The sequence below is a fragment of the Saccharibacillus brassicae genome (assembly GCF_006542275.1).
Classification (GTDB): Bacteria; Bacillota; Bacilli; order Paenibacillales; family Paenibacillaceae; genus Saccharibacillus; species Saccharibacillus brassicae.
In genome coordinates, this window is the sequence record NZ_CP041217.1 from 1,218,117 (window position 1) to 1,239,264 (window position 21,148).

General features: G+C 55.3%; 16 protein-coding genes. 4 read left to right on the plus strand and 12 right to left on the minus strand.

Annotation, left to right across the window (positions count from 1 at the left end; genetic code table 11):
* Positions 1-20: 20 nt before the first annotated feature.
* From FFV09_RS04955 to FFV09_RS04975, 5 genes are all read right to left on the minus strand, one after another.
* Positions 21-398: a type II toxin-antitoxin system RnlB family antitoxin gene (locus tag FFV09_RS04955; RefSeq protein WP_141446651.1), complete on the minus strand. Its 378-nt coding sequence runs from the start codon at positions 396-398 to the stop codon at positions 21-23.
* A gap of 27 nt (positions 399-425) precedes the next feature.
* Positions 426-1,502: a type II toxin-antitoxin system RnlA family toxin gene (locus FFV09_RS04960; protein WP_170314942.1), complete on the minus strand. Its 1,077-nt coding sequence runs from the start codon at positions 1,500-1,502 to the stop codon at positions 426-428.
* Entirely contained in the window at positions 1,495-2,442 is a 948-nt protein-coding gene (locus tag FFV09_RS04965) for a ribonuclease H1 domain-containing protein (RefSeq protein ID WP_141446653.1), read from the minus strand. Before FFV09_RS04965 ends, FFV09_RS04960 begins: the two co-directional genes overlap by 8 nt.
* 220 nt (positions 2,443-2,662) lie before the next feature.
* Positions 2,663-2,929 (minus strand): DUF1883 domain-containing protein, encoded by a 267-nt coding sequence (locus FFV09_RS24525; protein WP_141446654.1) that lies wholly within the window; start codon positions 2,927-2,929, stop codon positions 2,663-2,665.
* 428 nt (positions 2,930-3,357) lie between these two features.
* Positions 3,358-4,308, minus strand: coding sequence for a sulfurtransferase (locus tag FFV09_RS04975; RefSeq protein ID WP_141446655.1), 951 nt, complete (start codon positions 4,306-4,308; stop codon positions 3,358-3,360).
* Between the two features lie 332 nt (positions 4,309-4,640).
* On the opposite strand from FFV09_RS04975, the gene FFV09_RS04980 reads away from it, so the two are divergent.
* The 4 genes from FFV09_RS04980 to FFV09_RS04995 all read left to right on the plus strand — a co-directional run bounded on the left by FFV09_RS04980 (position 4,641) and on the right by FFV09_RS04995 (position 9,841).
* Positions 4,641-5,945, plus strand: a complete 1,305-nt coding sequence (locus FFV09_RS04980; protein WP_141446656.1) for a hemolysin family protein — start codon at positions 4,641-4,643, stop codon at positions 5,943-5,945.
* Positions 5,946-6,068: 123 nt separating this feature from the next.
* The gene (locus FFV09_RS04985) at positions 6,069-7,133 is read left to right on the plus strand and encodes a hemolysin family protein (protein ID WP_141446657.1); all 1,065 of its coding nucleotides are present in this window, start codon (positions 6,069-6,071) and stop codon (positions 7,131-7,133) included.
* 343 nt (positions 7,134-7,476) lie between these two features.
* Positions 7,477-8,895, plus strand: coding sequence for an aldehyde dehydrogenase (locus tag FFV09_RS04990; RefSeq protein WP_141446658.1), 1,419 nt, complete (start codon positions 7,477-7,479; stop codon positions 8,893-8,895).
* A gap of 235 nt (positions 8,896-9,130) precedes the next feature.
* Positions 9,131-9,841, plus strand: coding sequence for an S-layer homology domain-containing protein (locus FFV09_RS04995; RefSeq protein WP_141446659.1), 711 nt, complete (start codon positions 9,131-9,133; stop codon positions 9,839-9,841).
* Positions 9,842-10,070: 229 nt separating this feature from the next.
* Here FFV09_RS04995 and FFV09_RS05000 read toward each other — a convergent pair whose 3' ends face one another.
* From FFV09_RS05000 to FFV09_RS05030, 7 genes are all read right to left on the minus strand, one after another.
* Positions 10,071-10,952, minus strand: a complete 882-nt coding sequence (locus FFV09_RS05000; protein WP_170314943.1) for a CHAD domain-containing protein — start codon at positions 10,950-10,952, stop codon at positions 10,071-10,073.
* Between the two features lie 160 nt (positions 10,953-11,112).
* Positions 11,113-12,039, minus strand: coding sequence for an NADP-dependent oxidoreductase (locus FFV09_RS05005; protein WP_141446661.1), 927 nt, complete (start codon positions 12,037-12,039; stop codon positions 11,113-11,115).
* 216 nt (positions 12,040-12,255) lie between these two features.
* Positions 12,256-14,283 carry a beta-galactosidase gene (locus FFV09_RS05010; RefSeq protein ID WP_170315134.1) on the minus strand — a complete coding sequence of 676 codons (2,028 nt, stop codon included), beginning with the start codon at positions 14,281-14,283 and terminating at the stop codon, positions 12,256-12,258.
* Between the two features lie 1,042 nt (positions 14,284-15,325).
* Positions 15,326-16,204 (minus strand): carbohydrate ABC transporter permease, encoded by an 879-nt coding sequence (locus FFV09_RS05015; RefSeq protein WP_141446663.1) that lies wholly within the window; start codon positions 16,202-16,204, stop codon positions 15,326-15,328.
* 51 nt (positions 16,205-16,255) lie between these two features.
* Positions 16,256-17,146, minus strand: a complete 891-nt coding sequence (locus FFV09_RS05020) for an ABC transporter permease (protein ID WP_141446664.1) — start codon at positions 17,144-17,146, stop codon at positions 16,256-16,258.
* 162 nt (positions 17,147-17,308) lie between these two features.
* Positions 17,309-18,997 carry a type 2 periplasmic-binding domain-containing protein gene (locus FFV09_RS05025; RefSeq protein WP_141446665.1) on the minus strand — a complete coding sequence of 563 codons (1,689 nt, stop codon included), beginning with the start codon at positions 18,995-18,997 and terminating at the stop codon, positions 17,309-17,311.
* 467 nt (positions 18,998-19,464) lie between these two features.
* Positions 19,465-21,132, minus strand: a complete 1,668-nt coding sequence (locus FFV09_RS05030; RefSeq protein WP_141446667.1) for a response regulator transcription factor — start codon at positions 21,130-21,132, stop codon at positions 19,465-19,467.
* Positions 21,133-21,148 lie beyond the last annotated feature (16 nt).

Consider the following 21,148-nt stretch of genomic DNA (forward strand, 5'->3'; position numbering starts at 1 on the left):
ATATATTTCCAAATAAACTATCAACTTGAACTAAGGTTTTCAGCCACTTTATTGTTTTTTAACAAATATTTTTGTATATCAGGCAAACTACTTTTTTCAATATATTCTATATGTTCGTAGTAGAACTCATATATCTCAATTAGTAAAGACTTAGGAATTTCGTTAATTATTTTGGTTGTTTGAGATACTAATCGTTCTCCGTCAAAAACCATAGATAAGAACCTATTTGGATTAAATCCGTTGCTCAGAAGAAGATCAAAAAGTACTTCCCCATGATAATTTTCTTTGGCTAATTCATTAGAAATGAGATATACACTACCAAGAGGACTGGCATAAGAAGTAGACAAGACTACTTTGCGACGGTCGCTTTTAAAATTAAGCAGTTCATAGTTCTCCATATGCCAGTACCTCCGTTTATTTATAATTTAAGGATTAAGATCAAATTTCAAAGATTCTTCAATTAGATCACATGCTCCTATAATAATATTTTGCGCTTCTTCAGGAGTAGAAACTAATCTTGTACCTTGCACTATCTGAGTTGTATGAAACAACTCATGACGATTCGACTTCAAGTATAAATAACACCTAACTAAAATATCAACTCTATCAGAGTCTAATCTACTTTGCAAGTCAGTGTTTACGACTTGACTTCCATTATGATCTTGAAAAACAGGAGAAGTTTTCGACCCATTACCATTGAAGTATCTAAAACCACCTTTGTCTTCAAGATAAATACTGCTGTTCAAGCATATGCGCTTTATAGAATGCTCAAGAACCCTCATTGTTGGCATAACCCAAGCAGCATAGTCTCTCAAGTTAGTACCCGCTGCTACCAAAGTAAAACTATCGGTTATAAAATTAGCCATTATTGGATCTAAATATTTGAAGCCATTGGGTAGATTATGCTTTATGTACTGGTCTGCCAATTCTTCAATAGAAGCACCAGTACTTCCTGATATTTTGGTCGGTATCGCATTTCCGTTGAATGGCGCTAAATAAGTTTTTATAATAATGTATAAATTCATCATTAGACCTTGAAAGAAGAGTTTATGGGTAGAATTGTAATAAGTCAAAGTAACTGAATCACCGAAATCAGTCTTATATTTTATAATTTTTCCATTTAACCCCTTATCCTCTTCACTGAGGACAGTTACACCTGACAACCCTTCTATAAATTGCTTTAAGTCTGTAAATTGATTAGGTAACAATTTTGTGGAGAAAGTTCCACTTACTACATTTTTATATTCTACACTGTCTCTTATTAAACCATGTAATTCTGTGGCAATTCCTATAAACTCTTGATTAGGAAGAGGGGTTATTGTGATGGTATTATCCTTTCTGAAAAATACATCTATCGAAAATTTTTTATCTTCTTTTTCTAAGAAGTACCTCGTCTGTTGATTAGCTGGATTTAAACATTCTGATTTTTCGATGTTACAAAAATTATTTACCACACTTTCTAGTCCAATCTTATTTAAAAAGTACCCCTTATTTTTAGCCATTAGATACCATGTCTCCTTTATCGAGTTTAACCAGTTCATATTTTCCTTGAGTATTTAAAACCCTAATTATAATTACCTGATTTTCAATGTCGAACACAGCTTTAATTTCAGTATATTCATTAAGCTTTCTTTTCTGCTTTTTCCATTTTGATTTAAACACTTTAAGTATATGCTCAGAGGAAAAAATTTTATTTTCAATCATTAATCCTAAATTGAGGTTTTTTTTATTCCCCTTCAATTCTTCGAATCCCTTTTCATAGTCAAAAGTAAGACTCGATGATGAATAATTTTCACTAGTATTTTGATTATTACTTAAATTGTAAACTTCTTCTATTTTATTATAAGGAGGCTTTAATGCTGCCTTAGCTAGCAAATCAACTTCATCGTTATATGTATTTCCTGAATGCGATTTTACTTTTAGAAATACTATTTCGATTTGTGAGCTTACCTTTTGAATGAACTCCACATAACTCTTTGTAAAAGAGTTCTTAGCCTTCCATTCGTTTTTTGCCCACTTTTCTATACCTGCATAATCATAGAATATTTCAATCGACTTAGCATTTCTTCGAACAGCATATTCGATTACTTGAATCGCAGCTTTAACTTCACCTGCAACATTTCTTTGTTCTACAATTGCTAAGTCATTATCTGCACCTGCAAATTTCAACTTCTTATCACCATCAAAAATTATACTGGCAAAACTATAATATTTCTGGTCATCGTTGTAGCTACCATCTATATATGCTGTTATTTCTGCTTTAAAATCGAATGTTTTTTGATTTCCAAGCTTTTTATCGAACACAAACAATTTTGCATCTTCGTAACTTGTAAATGATTTGTATACAGCATTAGGAAAACCATCTACTTGTTTTTTACACTCTTCCCACGTACTAAATACTCCAGTTTTTCGTCCCATCTTTACAGCATAAAACTTACTCACATAGCCACCTTCTTTTCATATATAAGTTTTTAACAAGTTTTCATAAATAACATGTTACATTATTTATTTATTTTAAAGAATGGTTTTTTATCATAAAAAGTATATTTAATCAAAATTTTATTTATGATATTAAGTGTACTTGATAATCTCAAAGGGTTGATTTTCATAAAACAAGCCGAACTTCGGTTATTCCAAAGTTCGGCTTGAAATCAACTTGTGATTAGGAAAGAATCTTCACAGAGGAACGAACATGGCCTCTATATCCGCCCAAGTCAACTGTAACATGCCAGTGTCCTGCATGTGGAACTCTAATTCTTGCTGGCGAGGCATTGTAATGTCCTCCGTAATAAGAGTGTCTCCGTCGGCTACGATAAGCGTTGAAGTTTCCTGTATCAAGCAACTTGACATTTGCTTCTGTTCCGATAAGAGTCACTTCAACAACCTCATTTCCACTCAAGTACCCTAATTCGTAGGAAGTGTAATTCATTTTCAACGCCCCTATACTTTTATTTAAGCCTTTAATATTTCTGGGCTTTGTATAAATTATACTGCCCGCTTTTCTCTGTTAATAGGGCGAAAGTATGGCGATCTTACTCTCAATGATTTTTGTTTGTTAGCTTTTCGTTGATCGAACTTAAAAATCCATACAATCTTGTTGATTCCAATCTACACATCATGGATTCAGCGCCTTTCTCTTCATTTCATCCCTACACGTCCTGCGTACTCCGAGGCGTATATTCCTCGTTGCCTACAGAAAACATTTTCCCCAGCCCAGCGTTGGTCCCTTGTTGACTTCGCATACATCGGTATACTGCACGGCAGCCGTTCTGACCCTCTGCACTGCGCACCTCCGCAATCCTCAGCAACACAAAAAAGCCCGCGTCCGCCGCGGGCTTCCCTTTTCAAATCAAACCCTTAAACCTCTTCCCCCGTCGCGATCGGATTGTCGCCGTACGAGATCCAGTCGCTCCAGCTCCCGGCATACAGCCGCACGCTCTTGAAGCCGGCCTGTTCCAGCGCCAGCACGTTCGGGCAGGCGCTTACGCCGGAGCCGCAGTACACGACGATCTCGGCGTCCCGGTCGATGCCTTCGAAGTGCCGCCCCAGCTCCTCGGCGTCCTTGTACGTGCCGTCTTCCTTCAATAGATCTTTCCAGAAGAAGTTGACCGCTCCCGGGATATGGCCGCCGACTTGGTCCATCGTCTCGTTCTGGCCGAGGTAGCGGTCGTGTGCGCGGGAATCGATCAGCACCGGGGTGAAAAAGACCCGGGGATCGACGGCGGCCGGGATCTCGATGTCCTGCACCGGCACTTCGCCGCGCTCGGCCGCCATTTCTTCGTGTACGCTCTCGACGATGCGTTCGGCCTTGAGCGTGCCGACGATGCGCTGCACTTCGTTCACGTCGGTCAGCAGATGATGCTGCACGTTGGGCGTGAACGTCGCGGGCACGCGGACGGCCTGTTTGTCGTCGACCGGGAAACCGGCCTGCTTCCAATGCGAGAACCCGCCGTCCAGTACGGTTACGTTCTCGTGTCCGAGCCAGCGCAGCATCCACCACAGCCGGGCCGCGTTCATGCCGCCTTCGTCGTCGTAAGCGACGACGCGCGTGTCGTTGCCGATGCCGAGCTTCGCGAGTCTCGCCGCGAACGCTTCCGGTTCCGGCAGCGGATGGCGCCCTCCGTGATCGCCGGCTTCGGCGGACAGATCCTGCTTGAGATCCAGATGCACGGCTCCCGGAATATGGTCCTGTTCGTAGGCGGCCCGCCCCGCTTCGGGTTGTCCGAGCGTAAAGCGGCAGTCCACGATCGTCTGCTCCGGCTCGTAAAGTCTCGCCAGCAGCCATTTGTTCGATACGATATTTTGCATAGTGATGATCTCCTCTCCACAGGCAGCGCTTTTTTACTCAGAATAGCATCTTGCCGGCATGAAAGCCAACGTCAAGTCCGTCCGGGCAAATGTGTCCGACGTTTGTCAATTTTATTAACCGAAACGCGGTGCTGCATGGTTACGAAAGGTTATGGTATAGTAACAAGTAATACATTCAGGGAGGAGGCAGCAGACTTGGGAAGGCGCTGAACCACAACTTTTCGTTGATCACCGTTTCTTGGACCTGTCTCTTTCAACCGGAATTCACACGAAAGAGGCGGGTCTGTCGTTAAAATTTCACTGGAGGTGAATCCCTCGTACGAGGGAACTTATTGGACCTAATGACAATCGTCAATTTATTGATTCTGGCCGTCCTGCTCGCGCTCACCGCATTCTTCGTCGCTTCGGAGTTCGCGGTCGTCAAGGTACGGATCTCGAGGCTCGACCAACTGATCACCGCGGGCAACAAAAAAGCCGTCAAGGCTAAAAAAGTGGCCCAGGACCTCGACTACTACCTGTCCGCGTGCCAGCTCGGCATCACCGTTACGGCGCTCGGCCTCGGCGCGATCGGCAAACCGGCCGTCGAGCTGCTGCTGTACCCGGTCTTCGACTGGCTCAACGTCTCGGCTTCCGCTTCGTCGGTCGCTTCGTACGCTATCGCCTTTTTCCTCGTGACGTTCCTGCACGTGGTCGTGGGCGAGATGGCGCCGAAGACGCTGGCGATCCAGTTTGCCGAGAAGATGACGCTGCTGCTGGCCCCGTCGCTGTACGTATTCGGCCGGGTCATGTATCCGTTCATCTGGTCGCTTAACGGAACGTCCCGCCTGCTGCTGCGCGCTTTCGGCGTCAAGCCGTCCGGCCACGAGGAGATTTACTCCGAGGACGAACTGAAGATCATCATGACGCAGAGCTATCAGGGCGGCGAGATCAATGAAACGAAGCTGTCCTACATGGAAAACGTCTTTTCGTTCGACGAGCGCGTGGCGCGCGACATCATGGTGCCGCGGACGCAGCTCGTGACGATCGACAAGGATATGGAATACGCGGAATTGATTGCGGTGCTCGACGAGAACAACTACACCCGGTACCCGGTGACCGAAGACGGCAGCAAAGACCGGATCATCGGCGTCGTCAACGCCAAAAAGATGCTTCCGCACATTATCGCCGGACGCGCGCGCAGGCTCGAAGAGTTTATCCGCCGCATCCCGAACGTATCGGAAGCGACGTCGATCCAGGAAACGATGCTCAAGATGCAGCAGGAACGTATGCATATCGCGCTCGTCGTCGACGAATACGGCGGCACCGCGGGCGTCGTCACGATGGAAGACGTCATGGAAGAACTGGTCGGCGAGATCCGGGACGAGTTCGACGCGGACGAGATCTCCGAGATCCGCCAGTCCGGCGAACGCGAATACGTGATCAGCGGACGGGTGCTGCTCGACGAGCTGGAGAAGCGCTTCGGCGTAACGTTCGACGAACGCAGCGACACCGACACGATCGGCGGCTGGATCCAGCACCGCAAAGGCACGTCGGCCGCCGAAGGCGAGAAGCTGATCGATAACGACCATGTGTGGACCATCACGGAAAAAGACGACCTGCAAATCAAACGGGTACGGCTGAACTATACCGAGCAGTAACACCGAGCAGTAACGCTTTCGCCGGTCAGGCTTGTTCCGGCAGCGCCGCTCGGCCGCTTTACCCGATTCCCGGTTTCCAAATCCTAATTTCATGGAGGTGAATCCCTCGCAAGAGGGAATTTATTGGACGGATCAATTGCGTTAAACTTGTTTTTGGTGGCCGTGTTTATCGGCCTGACCGCCTTTTTCGTCGGTGCTGAATTTGCCATATTGAAAGTGCGCATGTCGAGGCTCGACCAACTGGTCGCGGACGGCAACAAGAAAGCGGTCATGGCGAAGAAAGTCGCCCAGGACCTCGATTATTACCTGTCTGCCTGCCAGCTCGGCATTACGATTACCGCTCTCGTGCTCGGCGCGCTCGGGGAACCGACCGTCGAGAAAATGCTGCATCCGGTCTTCGATCATTTCGAAGTTCCGGCCGCGGCCGCGACCGTGCTGTCGTATACGATCGCGCTTGCGCTCGTGACGTTCCTGCACGTCGTGCTCGGGGAACTCGCGCCCAAGACGCTGGCGATCCAGTTCGCCGAGAAGATGACGCTCATGCTCGCTCCGTGGCTGTACCGCTTCGGACGGATGACCGCTCCTTTTATCCGTCTGCTTAACGGTTCCGCGACGCTGCTGCTTCGGTTGTTCGGCGTCAAGCCGGCCGGCCACGAATCGGTGCACTCGGAAGAAGAACTGAAATGGCTCGTCGAACAAAGTTACGAGAGCGGCGAGATCAACAAAACGGAACAGCAGTACCTCAACAACATTTTCGCTTTCGACGACCGTACGCTGCGCGAAATCATGATTCCTTCGGACAAGATCGTCAAAATCGCGAAGGAAGTGCCGCAGAGCGAACTGATCGAGAAATTGAGCGAACACGAATATACCCGTTATCCGGTCACGAACGGCAACCCGGATCTGTTCATCGGCTTCGTGCACAGCAAGGAAGTGCTGACCGCCATCGCGGCGGGGCGGGACGGCCGGATCGAAGGCTTTATCCACAAGCTGCCGCAGTTCACGGAGACCGCCACGCTGCGCGAAGTCATGCTCAGCATGCAGGCGAACCGCGTGCATATGGCTTCCGTGTCGGACGCGGGCGGCCGCACGATCGGCCTCGTGACGATGGAAGACATTCTGGAAGAGATCGTCGGCGATATTCGCGACGAAGCGGACGGCGTGCGTCTGCCGCTCGCTCCGCTGTAACCGGCCTGCAGGACCGCCGGTTCGTCGATTCGGCGGCTTCCGGCCGGCCGTGCAGTAGATTCATCCAGCAAGCCCCGGCTGCCGCTTTGCGGCAGAACGGGGCTTTTTGCATGCCCGAACGCTGTCTTTTCCCGGCAAATCTCGTTTTTCCGCCGATTTTTGTTCCGCTTGCCCGTGAATGTGGGTAATAAAGTTATTGAGGTTCATCGGCTTTGTTGTTGCGAACGTCACGCTTCCGGCAAGTTTGACTTTAGCCCTCCGGAAGCCCTATGATTTTTACAGCACTTTATAAATGGGTAACTACCGGTTCAAGCATTCCATCCCCCCGAGGAGGTCAATCTTTATGATCGCAAAGGACACGATTGCAAAAGAATGGAATTCCGAAGAAGTGACGCAGATGCTCGAAGAGCATCGCGCTTTCTACGATACCGACCGCACGCGCAGCTACAAATTCCGGATTCGCCGGCTGGAGAAACTCAAAGCCGCCATCCAACGCTACGAGCCCGCGCTGATCGAAGCGCTGCAGGCGGATCTCGGCAAGCCCGCGTTCGAAGCCTACACGACGGAAATCGGCTTCGTGCTGAACAGCATTTCCGAGATCAGCAAAGAGCTGTATCGCTGGTCCAAGCCGCAGCGCGTCGCGACGCCGATCACGCTGGCCGGCGCAAGCAGCTTCGTCATCAACGAACCTTACGGCACCGTGCTGATCATCGGACCGTTCAACTATCCGTTCCAGCTCGTCATGGAACCGCTCGTCGGCGCGATCGCGACCGGCAACTGCGCGGTCATCAAAATGTCCGACAGCACGCCGAACGTCTCGCTCGTCGTGAAGCAGCTGCTCGCCGACGTGTTCGAAGACCATTACGTCCGCGTCATCGACGGCGGCAAAGACACGGTCAACGCGCTGATCAACTCGCCGTTCGACTACATCTTCTTCACGGGCAGCACGGAAGTCGGCCGCATCGTCGCCCAGGCGGCGGCCAAGCAGCTCATTCCGGTCACGCTGGAACTGGGCGGCAAAAGCCCGGCTATCGTCGACAAGCAGGCCGATCTGCGCATGGCGGCCAAACGCATCGTCTGGGGCAAGCTCGTCAATGCCGGGCAGACGTGCATCGCGCCGGATTACGTGCTCGTGCACGAGAGCAAGAAGATCCAGCTGCTGATCGCGCTCAAGAACGCGATTCGCGAGTTCCTCGGCGAAGACATGTGGAGCAGCCCGGACTTCGGGCGCATCATCAACCATCGCCACTTCGACCGTCTGACCGACATTCTGGAAAAAGACAAGGACAAGATCGTCTTCGGCGGCAGCGGCGACCGGGATACGAAGTTCATCGAACCGACGCTGCTGGATATCGATTCGTGGGATGCGGCCAGCATGCAGGAAGAACTGTTCGGACCGCTCCTGCCCGTGCTGACGTATACCGACCTGAACGACGCGATTCGCCAGGTCAACGCGCATCCGCGTCCGCTTTCGCTGTACCTGTTCACGACCGACGAGGAAGTGCAGGATCGCGTACTCGAAAAAGTGCCGTTCGGCGGCGGCTGCATCAACGATACGCTGCTGCATGTGTCGAACCCGCATCTGCCGTTCGGCGGAACCGGGGCATCGGGCACAGGCTCGTATCACGGCCTGCACAGCCTGCGCACGTTCTCGCACCAGAAGAGCATCCTGAAGCGCCCTTCGGCCGAAAGCGGCACGACGCTGTTCTTCCCGCCTTACGGCGAAGAGCAAATGCAGCTGGCCAAAAAAATGCTCAAATAATTCGAACCGTTGACGGATCGAAGCTTCGCTTGAACCGAACGGTTCATCTCGAATCGAACCGTTCATCCTAACCGAACCGTTCCTGCCCCGGAAATTTCCGCGGCAGGAACGGTTTTTTTGCGCTGCAACCTTTCCCGGCGGCTGCGCGTCTGAGGCAGTAAGAAAGATTATCGAAGCGGATGTTATCCAAGCCGGTCCCTTAAGCGCCGTCCGCCACCTTGAGGAGGAACAGAAAATGAACAAAAAAAGCATGACTTCCGTGTTGGCCGTCTCCGTGCTCTCCGTGTCGCTTGGCGGTCAGCTGTTTGCCGCAGGCGCCGGCTTCGGCGACCTGAACGGTGTGAGCGGGCAGGCGAAAATCGACGCGCTCAAAACCGAAGGTCTGGTCAAAGGCGTAAGCGCGGCTTCGTTCCAGCCCAAGTCGGTGCTCAATTACGCGCAGGGCATCCAGTTTATCGCCGGCGGCCTGCAGCTCAGCCTCGCGGCGATCTCGTTCGAAGCCGGCAAAGTGCCGACGGCGCACGATCTGTTCCCGGCTGTCTCGGACGAGGCCTGGTACGCGGAAGCGTTCGTCAACGCCCATTTCAACGGCGTGAAGCTGCCGGAATCCGTCGATCCGACCGCGCCGATGACGAAGGAGACGTATATCCATTACTTGATGCAGGCGGTCGAGACGTCGGGCAACCTGCCGCTGATCAACATCAAGCCGCAGCCGATCGGCGACGAAGACCAGCTTACCCCGGAATATCAGGGTTCGATCCAGCGCGCGCTCTCGCGCGGCATTCTCAAATTGAACGCCGACGGCACCCTGAATCCCAAAGCCAAAATTACCCGCGCCGAAGCCGCCGTGCTGCTGTATGACACGATCGATTTTCTGAAAAATACATCAAAAACCCCGGCCTCGACCCCGGACATGCCGGCCGATCCGGAACCGCCGGCCAAGTAAGTCGGCTGTCTGCTTGAGCAAGACTGCTGCCCCGAATGCCTGACCTCGAACAAAGCGCCGGGCAGCGTCTGCGCCCCGCCCGATCTATCGTTATTGCCCCGCCTCTTCATCCTGCACGCCCAAGAAACCCGGCTCTCCCTGAAGGAGAACCGGGTTTCTTGGCGATCTCGCCGCTAACGGCTCTTTGTGACTCTGTTGTCGGCTTGCGACGATTCCGATCCGATACCGCTTACAGTTCGCCCACTTCTTCGAGCGCTTCTTTTAACTGGGCATCCAGCCGCTCCCGGAACGCGGTCCAGCCGGCCTCATCCGCGCCGAGCGCTTCGGGACCGTAGTCGTCGGCAATCCGGATACGCACATGGCGGTCGTTGACTTCGCCGAGACGCTTCTGCACGCTTTTGAAATGTTCGGCGTCTTCCGCCTGCTTGTCGCCGAGTGCAAACGCCGCCGCTTCCGCGGTATACCGGCAGCGCTTGGCCGCGATCCGCACCTGATGCAGCGCATCCAGCGCTTCGTCGCTGTACAACCCTGCGCGATCCGCCGTTACCTGGTACACATGCCGCCGTTTGCGGTAATCGTCTTTCAGTTCGCGCACGCTGCCTACAACGTCCGCGCGCGCGGCCAGTTCCGGCAGGTCTTCTTTTAGAAACGTCTTCCACCGGCGATCCAGCTTCCCGTTCACGATCTTCGGCAGTTTGGCGCTGAGCTTTTTGCGTTGGCTGCGCCGTTCTTCTTTTTCCAGCTTGGCCATCCGTTTGAACAGTCTGGACTCGTCGCCCCGCCCGGCTTCCTTCGCTTCCTGCCGCAGCTGCTTGAACTCGCCGATCAGCACGTCCGCGTCCCGCACCCGGCCGAAGCGCTTCTGCGCTTTTTTGATCGGGCGGTACAGGCCGCTCTCGTCGTCCGGATCGAGCACCGGCAGCAGCGTCAATAGCTTGCGCGCGCTCACCCTCGCCTGATGCACGTCTTCGACGTCATAGTCTTTGAGCGCGGCCCGGCTGCGTTTGCGGAATTCCATATACAGTTCGTCCAGCGCGTCCCGCCACTGTTCGATCAGCTCCGGCGTATCCTCCTGCATCGTCAATACGTATGATTCCCGTTCGTTGCTCATCTGCTTCGCACTCCTTCTCGGTAGACTCCCTCTGCCTGCTTCAATGCTGTCTATCCGTATCATTACCCGAAACAAAGCCCCCCGTCTGCCGGGAGGCTTCGTTTTTGACGAATATTTTCAAACCGGGGCACGGCAGAAAAAGACAGCCCGCCGAACCGGTTTATTTTTCGCGAATGACGATCTTGCCGACGGCGTGGTGACTTTCGCTTTTGGTATGCGCGTCACGGACGCCTTCTTCGCTCAACCAGTAGGTCGAATCGATGACCGGCTTCAATTTGCCCTGCTTGATCAGTTCGGCCAGCTTCTCCAGCTGTTCGCCTTTGGGCTCCATCATGAAATGGGCCGTATGGATGCCGAGGTCTTTCGCCAGATTTTCATCCGGCTTCTCGAGAATCGAGACGAGATGGCCGCCCGGCTTGAGCACTTTGAAGCTTTTGTGCTGAATATCGCCGCCCATCGTATCGAGCACCATATCGTAATCCGAGAGCACTTCGGAGAAGTCCTCCTGCGTATAGTCGATCACATGGTCCACGCCAAGCGACTTCAACAGTTCGGCATTTTTGCCGCTTGCGGTCGAAGCCACTTCCGCGCCCAGCGCTTTGGCGATCTGGATCGCAAGCGTGCCGACGCCGCCGGCGCCCGCATGGATCAGCACTTTGTCGCCCGCCTTTACTTTGCCGTGATCGACCAGCGCCTGCCAGGCCGTGAGGCCGGCCAACGGAATCGACGCCGCTTCTTCGTAGCTCAGATTGTCCGGCTTCTTCACGACGACGTCCGCGTCTACCGCGACGTACTGCGCATAGGTGCCGAACACGCGGGGCCGGGCGAATACCGCATCGCGCGGCTTGAAGCGGCTGACATTGTCTCCGACTTCCTTGACGATGCCCGCGACGTCTCCGCCGAGCACGAGCGGGAATGGACCGGCTGCCGCGCCCATCGCGCCTTCCCTGATTTTGGTGTCGACCGGATTCACCGACGTCGCATACAGTTTGATCAGGATCTGGTTCGCATCGATCTTCGGTTCGGGTACGTTCCGTTCTTGCAGTTTATCGGGTCCGCCAAACTCGTCAATTACGATTGCTTTCAAATTTCATCCTCACCTTTCTGTAGCAGGGTTGCCTTGCTTCCCATGCTATTACCCCTGCTGCCTTGCCCAGACCCTTTTTGCATGAAAAAACCCTCCTTCCGATACGGAAGAAGGGTTCGAACGGGCTTGTTTCAGCGCTGTCAAGTCGCAAACGACGGTCCCCGGAACCGGGTCATAAGCCGGGTCGGTGGCTTCAAAAAGAAACCTTTCGTCCCTCTACGCGTCCCTGCGGCGTTCCAACACGCGAATATCGTACGGTGCCAGCTCAAGCTGCGCGCCGACCGGTTCGCCGCCGTCCAGATCCGTGTAAGAACGGGGGTCGAGCGGGAACGACACGGCTTCCGGCGTGTAATTCTGCACGAACACGAAGTCGCTCTCGCCGTCGGTCCGCAGATGCGCCGACGTGCCCGGCGGCAGCGGCACGTCCAGCGTGCGGGCGATGCCCGAGCGGCGGACAAGCGCCGTATAGAAATCGTCGTGGAACGTTCCGCCGGTGCGGGCCGCCATATAATACGCTTCGCCCGCGCCGAGACGGTTGACGGTCAGCGCCGGACGTCCCGCATAGAAGTCGGACGCGTACTCCGCCAGACTCTCCGCGCTTTCCAGATGGATCAGGTCGCACATTTCGGAAATTTCGTAGTCGCCGGACAGGCCGAGCTCGCCGCTGCCGTTCAGGCGAAGACGGTTCCGGTCGCGGTCGTGCAGCCCTTCCAGTTCTTCCGACCAGATGCCGAGCACTTTGCGCAGCGGACCCGGGAATCCGCCGAGGAAGCACAGGTCCGTCTCGTTCACGATGCCCGACCAGTACGTCACGACGAGCGTCCCGCCATTTTCGACGAACCGTTCCAGACGCTCGCCCACGCCTTCGCGCACCATGTACAGCATCGGGGCGACGATCAATTTGTACTTGGCAAAATCGGCATCCATGCTGATCACGTCCGTCGGCACGCCAAGCTTCCACAGCGCTTCGTGGTGGCTCTGCACGGTCTGCTCGTACTTGACGCCCATATTGCGCGGCCCCTGCGAATCGTTAACGGCCCAGCGGTTCTCCCAGTCGAATATAATCGCCGTTTCGGCCGGCACCGACGTGCCGACGATCCGGTCCATGCCTTCAAGCGCCGACCCGACATCCGTCACGTCGCGGAACACGCGGGTATGTTCGTGCCCGGCGTGATCGACGACCGCCCCGTGCAGCTTCTCGCTCGACCCGCGGCTTTTGCGCCATTGGAAATACTGCACGCTGTCCGATCCGTGCGCGACGGCCTGCAGCGACGAGAGCCGATGCACGCCCGGACGCTTGAGCTTGCTGACGTCCTGCCAGTTGGTGAGGCTCGGCGTACTCTCCATGAGCAGGAACGGACGGCCGCCCTTGATCGAGCGGACGATATCGTGCATCATAGCGATCTTCGCCGCCTGCTTCGATTCCGTATCGGCGTCATGCCACGTCGGGTAGCTGTCCCACGATAGGAAATCGAGCGCATCCGCGAACTGCCAATAATCCAATCCTTCGTAAAATTCCATAAAATTGGTCGTCACCGGCAGCTTGGGATTGATCTCGCGCAGCGGCACCGTTTCGTGCTTGACGAAATCGACGGTGCGTTTGGTGACGAACCGGCGCCAATCTAGGTTCATCGCGTGTACCTGCTTCTCCCCGTGCGGAGCCGGCGATTCGACCTGCGACCAGTCCGTCACGCTGTGGCTCCAGAACGTCGTCCACCAGGCGTGGTTGAGCTCGTCGAGCGTGCCGTACTTCTCCTGAACGAACTTGCGGAACTCGGTCTGGCACAGCTCGCAGTGGCAGTCGCCGCCGAATTCGTTCGAAATATGCCAGCCGATGACCGCGGGATGTTCCGAATACCGTTCGGCCAGCTTGCGGTTGATGATCGACGTCTTCTCGCGGTACACGGGTGACGTCGGACAGTGGTTATGCCGGAACCCGAACAGGTTGCGGACGCGGTTCTCTTCGGTGCGCAGCACCTCGGGGTACTTCTGCGCCATCCAGGCCGGCCGCGCCGCGCTCGGCGTCGCCAGCAGCGCGTAGATGCCGTTCGCCGCGAAGCGGTCCAGCACCTGATCGAGCCAGTCGAACGTGAACACCCCTTCTTCCGGTTCCAGCATCGCCCACGAGAAAATGCCGACGGACATGACGTTGCATTTGGCCAGCTTCATCAGGCGGATATCTTCTTCCAGCACTTCCGGGTAGCGGAGCCACTGCTCCGGGTTGTAGTCGGCTCCGTGCAGCATGTGAGGGACTTTGTCGCTCACGGGCGGGTAAACGTAGGTCACTTGGAGTCACTCTCCTTCATTTGGATAAAAAATTTCTGGATGACGGCTGAAAAGCTTCCGCTCTCGGTAGTAGAGGTGGCGGCGGTGGTGGAGGCGTTTGCGGTTGGGCGGCGCTGCGGAGAGCAATGGAGATAGGTAAAGGCTGTTTCATCCATCTTACGCTATTCATGTTGGATATGGAGAACAACGAATCGAACCGATTTTCGGGAAAATAGGTGCCTGGTTAGCATTGTTGACTTCTGGTCCACATTTCAAGGTTTTGAGCGAGCTTTTTGCGGAAAAGTTGACGTAAAGGCAACATTTTGTGCGTTTGCATGCCAATAAGGCTGGAATCGAGCTAAAATGCTGACTTAAAGTCAACATTCGGAGAAAAAACTGCTCAATCACCCGAGAATGTTGACTTTTGGTGCACATTTCACGACCATAGAGGCGTACAACCCTCCTTCGCCCCGCAGCGCGCCAACGCGCATGCCAGCACGCATACCCACGCACCCAGCGAAGAGGCGAAGGAGTCGAAGGTCGCCTTTGAACCCTTATTTTCACCGCCCGCGATCTTATTCCAATCCGAAAATCAGGGTGAGATCAGCGACCGCAGACCCTTCGCCCCGCAGCGCGCCAACGTGCATGCCAGCACGCATACCTACGCACCCAGCGAAGGGGCGAAGGAGTCGAAGGTCGCCTTTGAACCCTTATTTTCACCGCCGGCGATCTTATTCCAATCCGAAAATCAGGGTGAGATCAGCGACCGCAAACCCTTCGCCCCGCAGCGCGCACGCAGCGCATACCCACGCACCCAGCGGAGGGGCGAAGGAGTCGAAGGTCGCCTTTGAACCCTTATTTTCACCGCCCGCGATCTTATTCCAATCCGAAAAATCAGGGTGAGATCAGCGACCGCAGACCCTTCGCCCCGCAGCGCGCCAACGTGCACATGTATCGCATACGCACACGCCCCGTCTTTTCCAACCCAATCGACGAACCTGTCAAAAGACACCAGCCGGATTCAGCCTTTCACCGAGCCGACCGTCATGCCTTTGACGAAATACTTTTGCAGGAACGGATACACGATCAGGATCGGCGCGCTGCCGATAAAGATCTGGGCCGCTTTGACGGTCGTCTGCGAGATCAGTTCCATCTCTTTCGGATTCACGCTCATGGAACTCATATCCTGCTGGATGATGACCGTCTGCAGGAACGTGGCGAGCGGGAAATCTTTGGCGTTGTTGAGATACAGCAGGCCGTCGAACCAGGAATTCCAGTGGAACACCATGCTGAACAGCGCGACGGTCGCGATCGAAGGCAGCGAGATCGGCAGGAAAATGCGGAACAGCGTGCGGAAATGGCCGGCTCCGTCGATCAGCGCCGCTTCTTCGAGCTCTTTCGGAATGCCGCGGAAAAAGTTCAGCATCAAGATGACGAGGAACGTGTTCACCGCACCCGGCAGGACGAGCACCCAGAACGAGTTGATCAGGCCGAGTTTTTGGATCACGATGTAAAAAGGAACCAGGCCGCCGCTGAAGATCATGCTGAACACGAAGATCCACGAGTAGACGTTGCGGCCCCGGAACACGCTGTTTTCTTTGGACAGGGCGTAGGAGGCGAGGAACGTAATGAGCAGCGTGATCGCCGTGCCGATAACCGTGCGCATGACCGACACCCAGAGCGAATGCAGGAACAGCGGGTTGGCGGCCGTTTTTTTGTACGCTTCGAGCGAAAAGCCGACCGGCCAAAGTCCGACCAGATTGGCGTCGGCCGCCGCTTTGGTGCTGAACGAGACAGCCAGTACGTGTACGAGCGGGATGATGCACAAGACGGCGAGAAATACGAGAAAGCATGTGTTGAAAATGCTGAAGACGCGGTAACCTGTCGTTTTATGATACATGGGATTCCCTCTTTCCCCGGAAGCGGGCCGCGCGGCTGCGCGGCGTCCGGATTAGAAAATGCGATACCCGGCCCATTTGTAAGCGAGACGGTACGAGATCAGGATCAGGACCATGCTGATGATCGACTTGAACAATCCGACGGCGGTGCCGAAGCCCATTTCCCCGTTGAGGATAGCGGTCCGGTAGACGAACGTGTCGATAATGTCGCCTTTTTCGTACACGAGCGGGTTGTACAGGTTGAAGATCTGATCGAAGCCGGCGTTCAGCACGTTGCCGAGCGCAAGCGTACCGACGACCATCAGGATCGGAATCAGCGAAGGAATCGTAATATGCAGCGTCTGCTTCAGGCGGGTCGCGCCGTCGATCTCGGCCGCTTCGTACTGCGACGGATCGATGCCGGCAAGCGCCGCGAGGAAGATGATCGTGCTGTAGCCGAACTCTTTCCAGATGTCCGAGACGATGACCGTGAAGCGGAACCAATCATTGTCGCCGAGAAAAAAGTAAGGACCGAGACCGAAAAAGCCGAGCGCCCGGTTGACCAGGCCGCCGGTGGCGAGCAGGTCGATCAGAATGCCACCGAGGATAACCCACGACAGGAAGTGAGGCAGGTAGACGAGCGTCTGAATGCCCCGTTGAAGCGCCGTTTTGCGCACTTCGTTCAGCAAAATCGCGAACAGGAACGGAACGATCAGGTTGAAGACCAATTTCAAGATGGCGATAAACAGCGTATTCCAGATTACCTGCACGCTGTCTTCGCGCTCGAACAGGTAGCGGAAATTGTCCAGTCCGACCCATTCCGAGCCGCCGATACCGAGCCAGGGCTTGTAATCCTGAAACGCCATGACGATGCCGCCCATCGGGATGTAACTGAAAATAATAAGGAAGATCATCGCCGGCAGGAGCATGACGTGAAACGGCCAAGTTTTTTTCAATGTTTTCAAACGATTCTCCTCCTTCGACTGAAAAAGGGCATGGGAAAGCAAAGGCCGCAGGGCTATCCCCCTGCCGCCTTCAATTTCCGCGTATGCCGCAGACCGGCGAGAAGCCGATTCCGGCCCGCTTCCCTCTTCGGGGAATGCGGACCGGACCCGGATTCGGGCGGTTTACTGTTTGACTTCGTCGTACCAGGCGTTGACTTCCTGCGTGATCTGCTCGCCGCCGCCCGCTTTCCACGTGGTGACGAACTCGTCGAACGCATCGGCCGGTTTTTTGCCGTAGATGATTTCGTTAAACGTTTGGTTTTCCATTTTGTTGAGATAATCCATTTTGCTTTTCATCGTTTCGGTCGTCGGACCGGTGAACAGGTTTTTGCGCGAAATGTCGTCCTGCTTCAACAGCACCTGCGCCGCTGCCGGCGTCTCCGGACCGTAGTTGACAGCCACGTCTTTCTCAAGCTTGGTCTTCGGCTCGTTGCCTTCGGCCAGGCTTTGCAGAGCTTTCATCTGCGCGTCCGGAATCCGGGCGCCGTCGCGAACGAGCAGGTAGCGGACGACGTTCACGTAACCGCCGTCGATCTCTTCGATCGGCAGCTGCTTGCCGTTGGCGTCGAGCTGGTAATCGTAGCCGGCGAACAAGCCGTTATCGTACGGGCTGCCCGGCTCGGGATTCGCGTAGTTGTCGAACAGGTAGTTCTGGTACGTGAAGAAAGCTTCGGGATGCTCCATGCCTTTTTTGATCAGCGTGACGCCGTTCGTGAACTGCGTGCCGTGGCGCATCGCTTGTCCGTCCGGACCGGACGGAATTTCGATCGGCGCCCAGACCGCGCCCGGCGCGTTTTTGACCGTGTCTTTGAGCGGCCAGCCGCTCATCCAGTACGGTCCCGGAATGATGCCCGCCGTGCCGGCAACCGCCGGTTCCGCCGTCTTGTTCTCGTCCCACAGCGCCGCTTCCTGCGGGATATAGCCTTTGGCCAGCCAGTCGCCAAGCTTCTGCAGGCCTTCCTTCATGCCCGGTTCGGTCGAACCGTACACCAGCTTGCCGTCCGCTCCGGCGTTCCACTGCTGAGGCAGCGTGCCGTAAGCGCCGAAGATCCAGGAAGGATCGCCCATCCACGTGTTCATCGACGTCTTGAAGCCGATGCTCAGCGGAACGACCTGATCCGGCGACAGTCCGTCCGGATTTTGGTTTTTGAACGCGTCCATCACTTTTTCCATTTCGTCGATCGTTTTCGGAGCTTTCAGGTTCAGCTTGTCCAGCCAATCCTGGCGAATCCAGAGCAGGTAATCGTGGTTGTAGGCGTAATCGAGTACCGGAATGCCCATTTTCTTGCCGTCGCGCATATAGGCGTTCCAGACGTTCGGGTCCTGATTGACCGCTTCTTTCCACGTGTCGGACGCGTATTTGTCGAACAGCGGCCCGACTTCTTCGTACATGCCGGAGTCGATCAGGTCCTGCGCAATCTGGTTGTCGGCGGTGCCGATCGTCAGCAGGTCGGGCATATCCTGTCCCGAAGACATCGCCAGGCGCAGCTTCGTGCCGAAAGCGCCGTTCGTATCGGTTACCGACCAGAGCGATTTGATATCGATGCCGAACTGCTCTTTGGCCCATTTGGTCGCCACGCTATTTTCGATCGTTTCTCCGTTTTTGAAAGTCAGTGCCGGATCGACGCCCCAAGCGGTCGTAATCGTAACCGGCGGATCGTATTTCTCTTTGTATACGTTCTCAAGGTTCGGCGCGGCGCCTGCCGCGCTTTCTTCCGTTTTGCCTCCGCCGGAGCATCCCGCCAGCGTCGTGGCCAGCATCGCGCCGGCCGCCAGCAGCGGCAGCCATCTTTTGCCGGATATCGCTTTCATGTTGTTTCCCCCTCGTGTCGTCTGCCTTGCTTCTTTATTATAGGGCGGACGAAGAAAGCGGCCTATGTCGCGTTCGCAACATTCCTGCACCTTTGGAAAGGAATGACGGGTTCGCGGGCGGGCGGGCGGGCGGGAACCCCGCGCCGCGCGTTTTGGAGGTCGGACCTCCACAGGACGCCGCCAAGCCCAAAAGATGCGCAAACCAAAAAAAAGAAGCGGCTCGGCCGCTTCTCAGGCTGTCGAGAAGGTCCTATACGTATGAGAAGCTTGTCGACTGCGGGAGAAATTCGTTCCGGTCGCGTGTTGAAATCAGGAAAAAGGATCAAATTTGAATGGGATTTTCCTGATTTCAAAGGCGAACGCTGGCGCTCCTACACTGAATTTCTCCCTTCGCCTCCTCGCTTCACTCGGAAGCAGACCGTTCTCGACACGTTGAGAAGCGGCTCGGCCGCTTCTTTTCTGCTTGTTCAGCTTAATTCCCTGAATTCGTTCGGGGTCATGCCGTACTGCTTCTTGAACATCTTGCTAAAATACTGCGGGTTCTGATACCCCAGCTCGCCGGTAATCTCGTAAATCTTTTTGGACGTATGCTTCAACAGATGCGCGGCGCGCTCCATCCGCATCCGGATAATGTAATCGCCGAGCGCTTCGCCGGTCTCGGCTTTGTAGATCTTGGACAGATATACCGGATGCAGGTACACCTGGTCGGCAAGCGTCTTGACGGACAGGTCGCCGTCGAGGCCGGCGCCGACCAGATGGCGAATCCGGCCGGCCACTTTGCTTCGGCCCTGGCCTTCGCCGCCGCCGTGCGACATCTGCTCGGCCAGGCCGTCCAGCAGGCGCATGCCCCAGCTGCGCAGCCGCTGCGGATGCTGCACGAGTCCGCGCGCAAGGACCGGGTCGAAGCCTTCTTCGCCGCCGAGTTCCCCGACAGGCTGGCCTTCGCGGTGCGAGATGAACAGGAACGCATTCGTCATCCACAAATAGATCTCGTACATCGGCGGGCCGGCAAGGCCGGCCTGCTCCGCCGCGTCGAAGACGCCGCCCATTTTCGCTTTGGCTTCGTCCCACTGGTGGGACTCCAGCAGATGCAGCAGCGTCGGCGGCGCATACATCGCCTCGGCGATCGCTCCGCGCCCGTCCCCCGCCGGCGATACGGCGGAATGCGACACCGCCTGGCCCGATGCCGCGGCGCGAGCATCGGTATAGACGGTGCGCCCGCCCGTGCCCGCGGCGTAGAGCGAACCGAGCGTGCGCCGATAAGCGGCGGTCGGCGCTCCTCCGCCGAGTTCGAACACGGTCGAGACCGCGAGCGAGATCTCGCCCTTCAGATACAGGCGGATATGTTCCCGCAGCGTATCGAGCCGGCGATCGAGGCCGCCGGCCGTCTGTTCGAGCGCGAGACCGCCGCCGGCTTCGCTGGGCTGCAGCAGCAGCACGAGGCAGCCGTGCGGGCCGCTGCCGTACCAGAGCGGCTGGCCGCGCAGCACTTCGCCGGCGATATTGCCGGCCGCAAAGTCCATCAGCTCCAGCGAAGCCGCGTCCATCGACGCGAAGCGGCCTTCCAGCCGCGCGAGCAGCATGAGCGTCGGCGCTCCGGCTTGCAGCGGCAGTTCGTACGCGCGCAGCTGCTCGGCAAGCGCCCGGCCGCCCAGTTCGCGGCCGAGCAGCAGTTCCTGCAGCAGGTTCTCGCGCAGCACTTTGTAATCCGATTTGCGGCTGTACAGCAGCCGGTGCACTTTGTCGAATTCGTCCCATTCTTCCCGCAGCGAATCGATCGCTTCGGACACGGCGGCGACGAACTCCGCGTCGTCTACCGGCTTGAGCACGTAGTCGCTCGCCCGCAGCTGCAGCGCTTTTTTGGCATAGGAGAAGTCGCTGTGGCCCGTGAGCAGAATGCAGCGCACCCCCGCGAACCGCCGCCCGATCTCCTCGATCAGCTGCAGCCCGTCCATGCCCGGCATGCGGATGTCCGTCACGACCAGATCGATCGCTTCCTCTTCCATGATCGCCAACGCTTCCGCACCGGAAGCGGCGCGGCGTACCGTGCTCACCCCGATCTCTTCCCACGGAATCGTCAGTTCCAGACTTTCCGTCACATACGTCTCGTCGTCCACAAGCAGCACTTCGATCATTCCGTCGTCCCCTCTC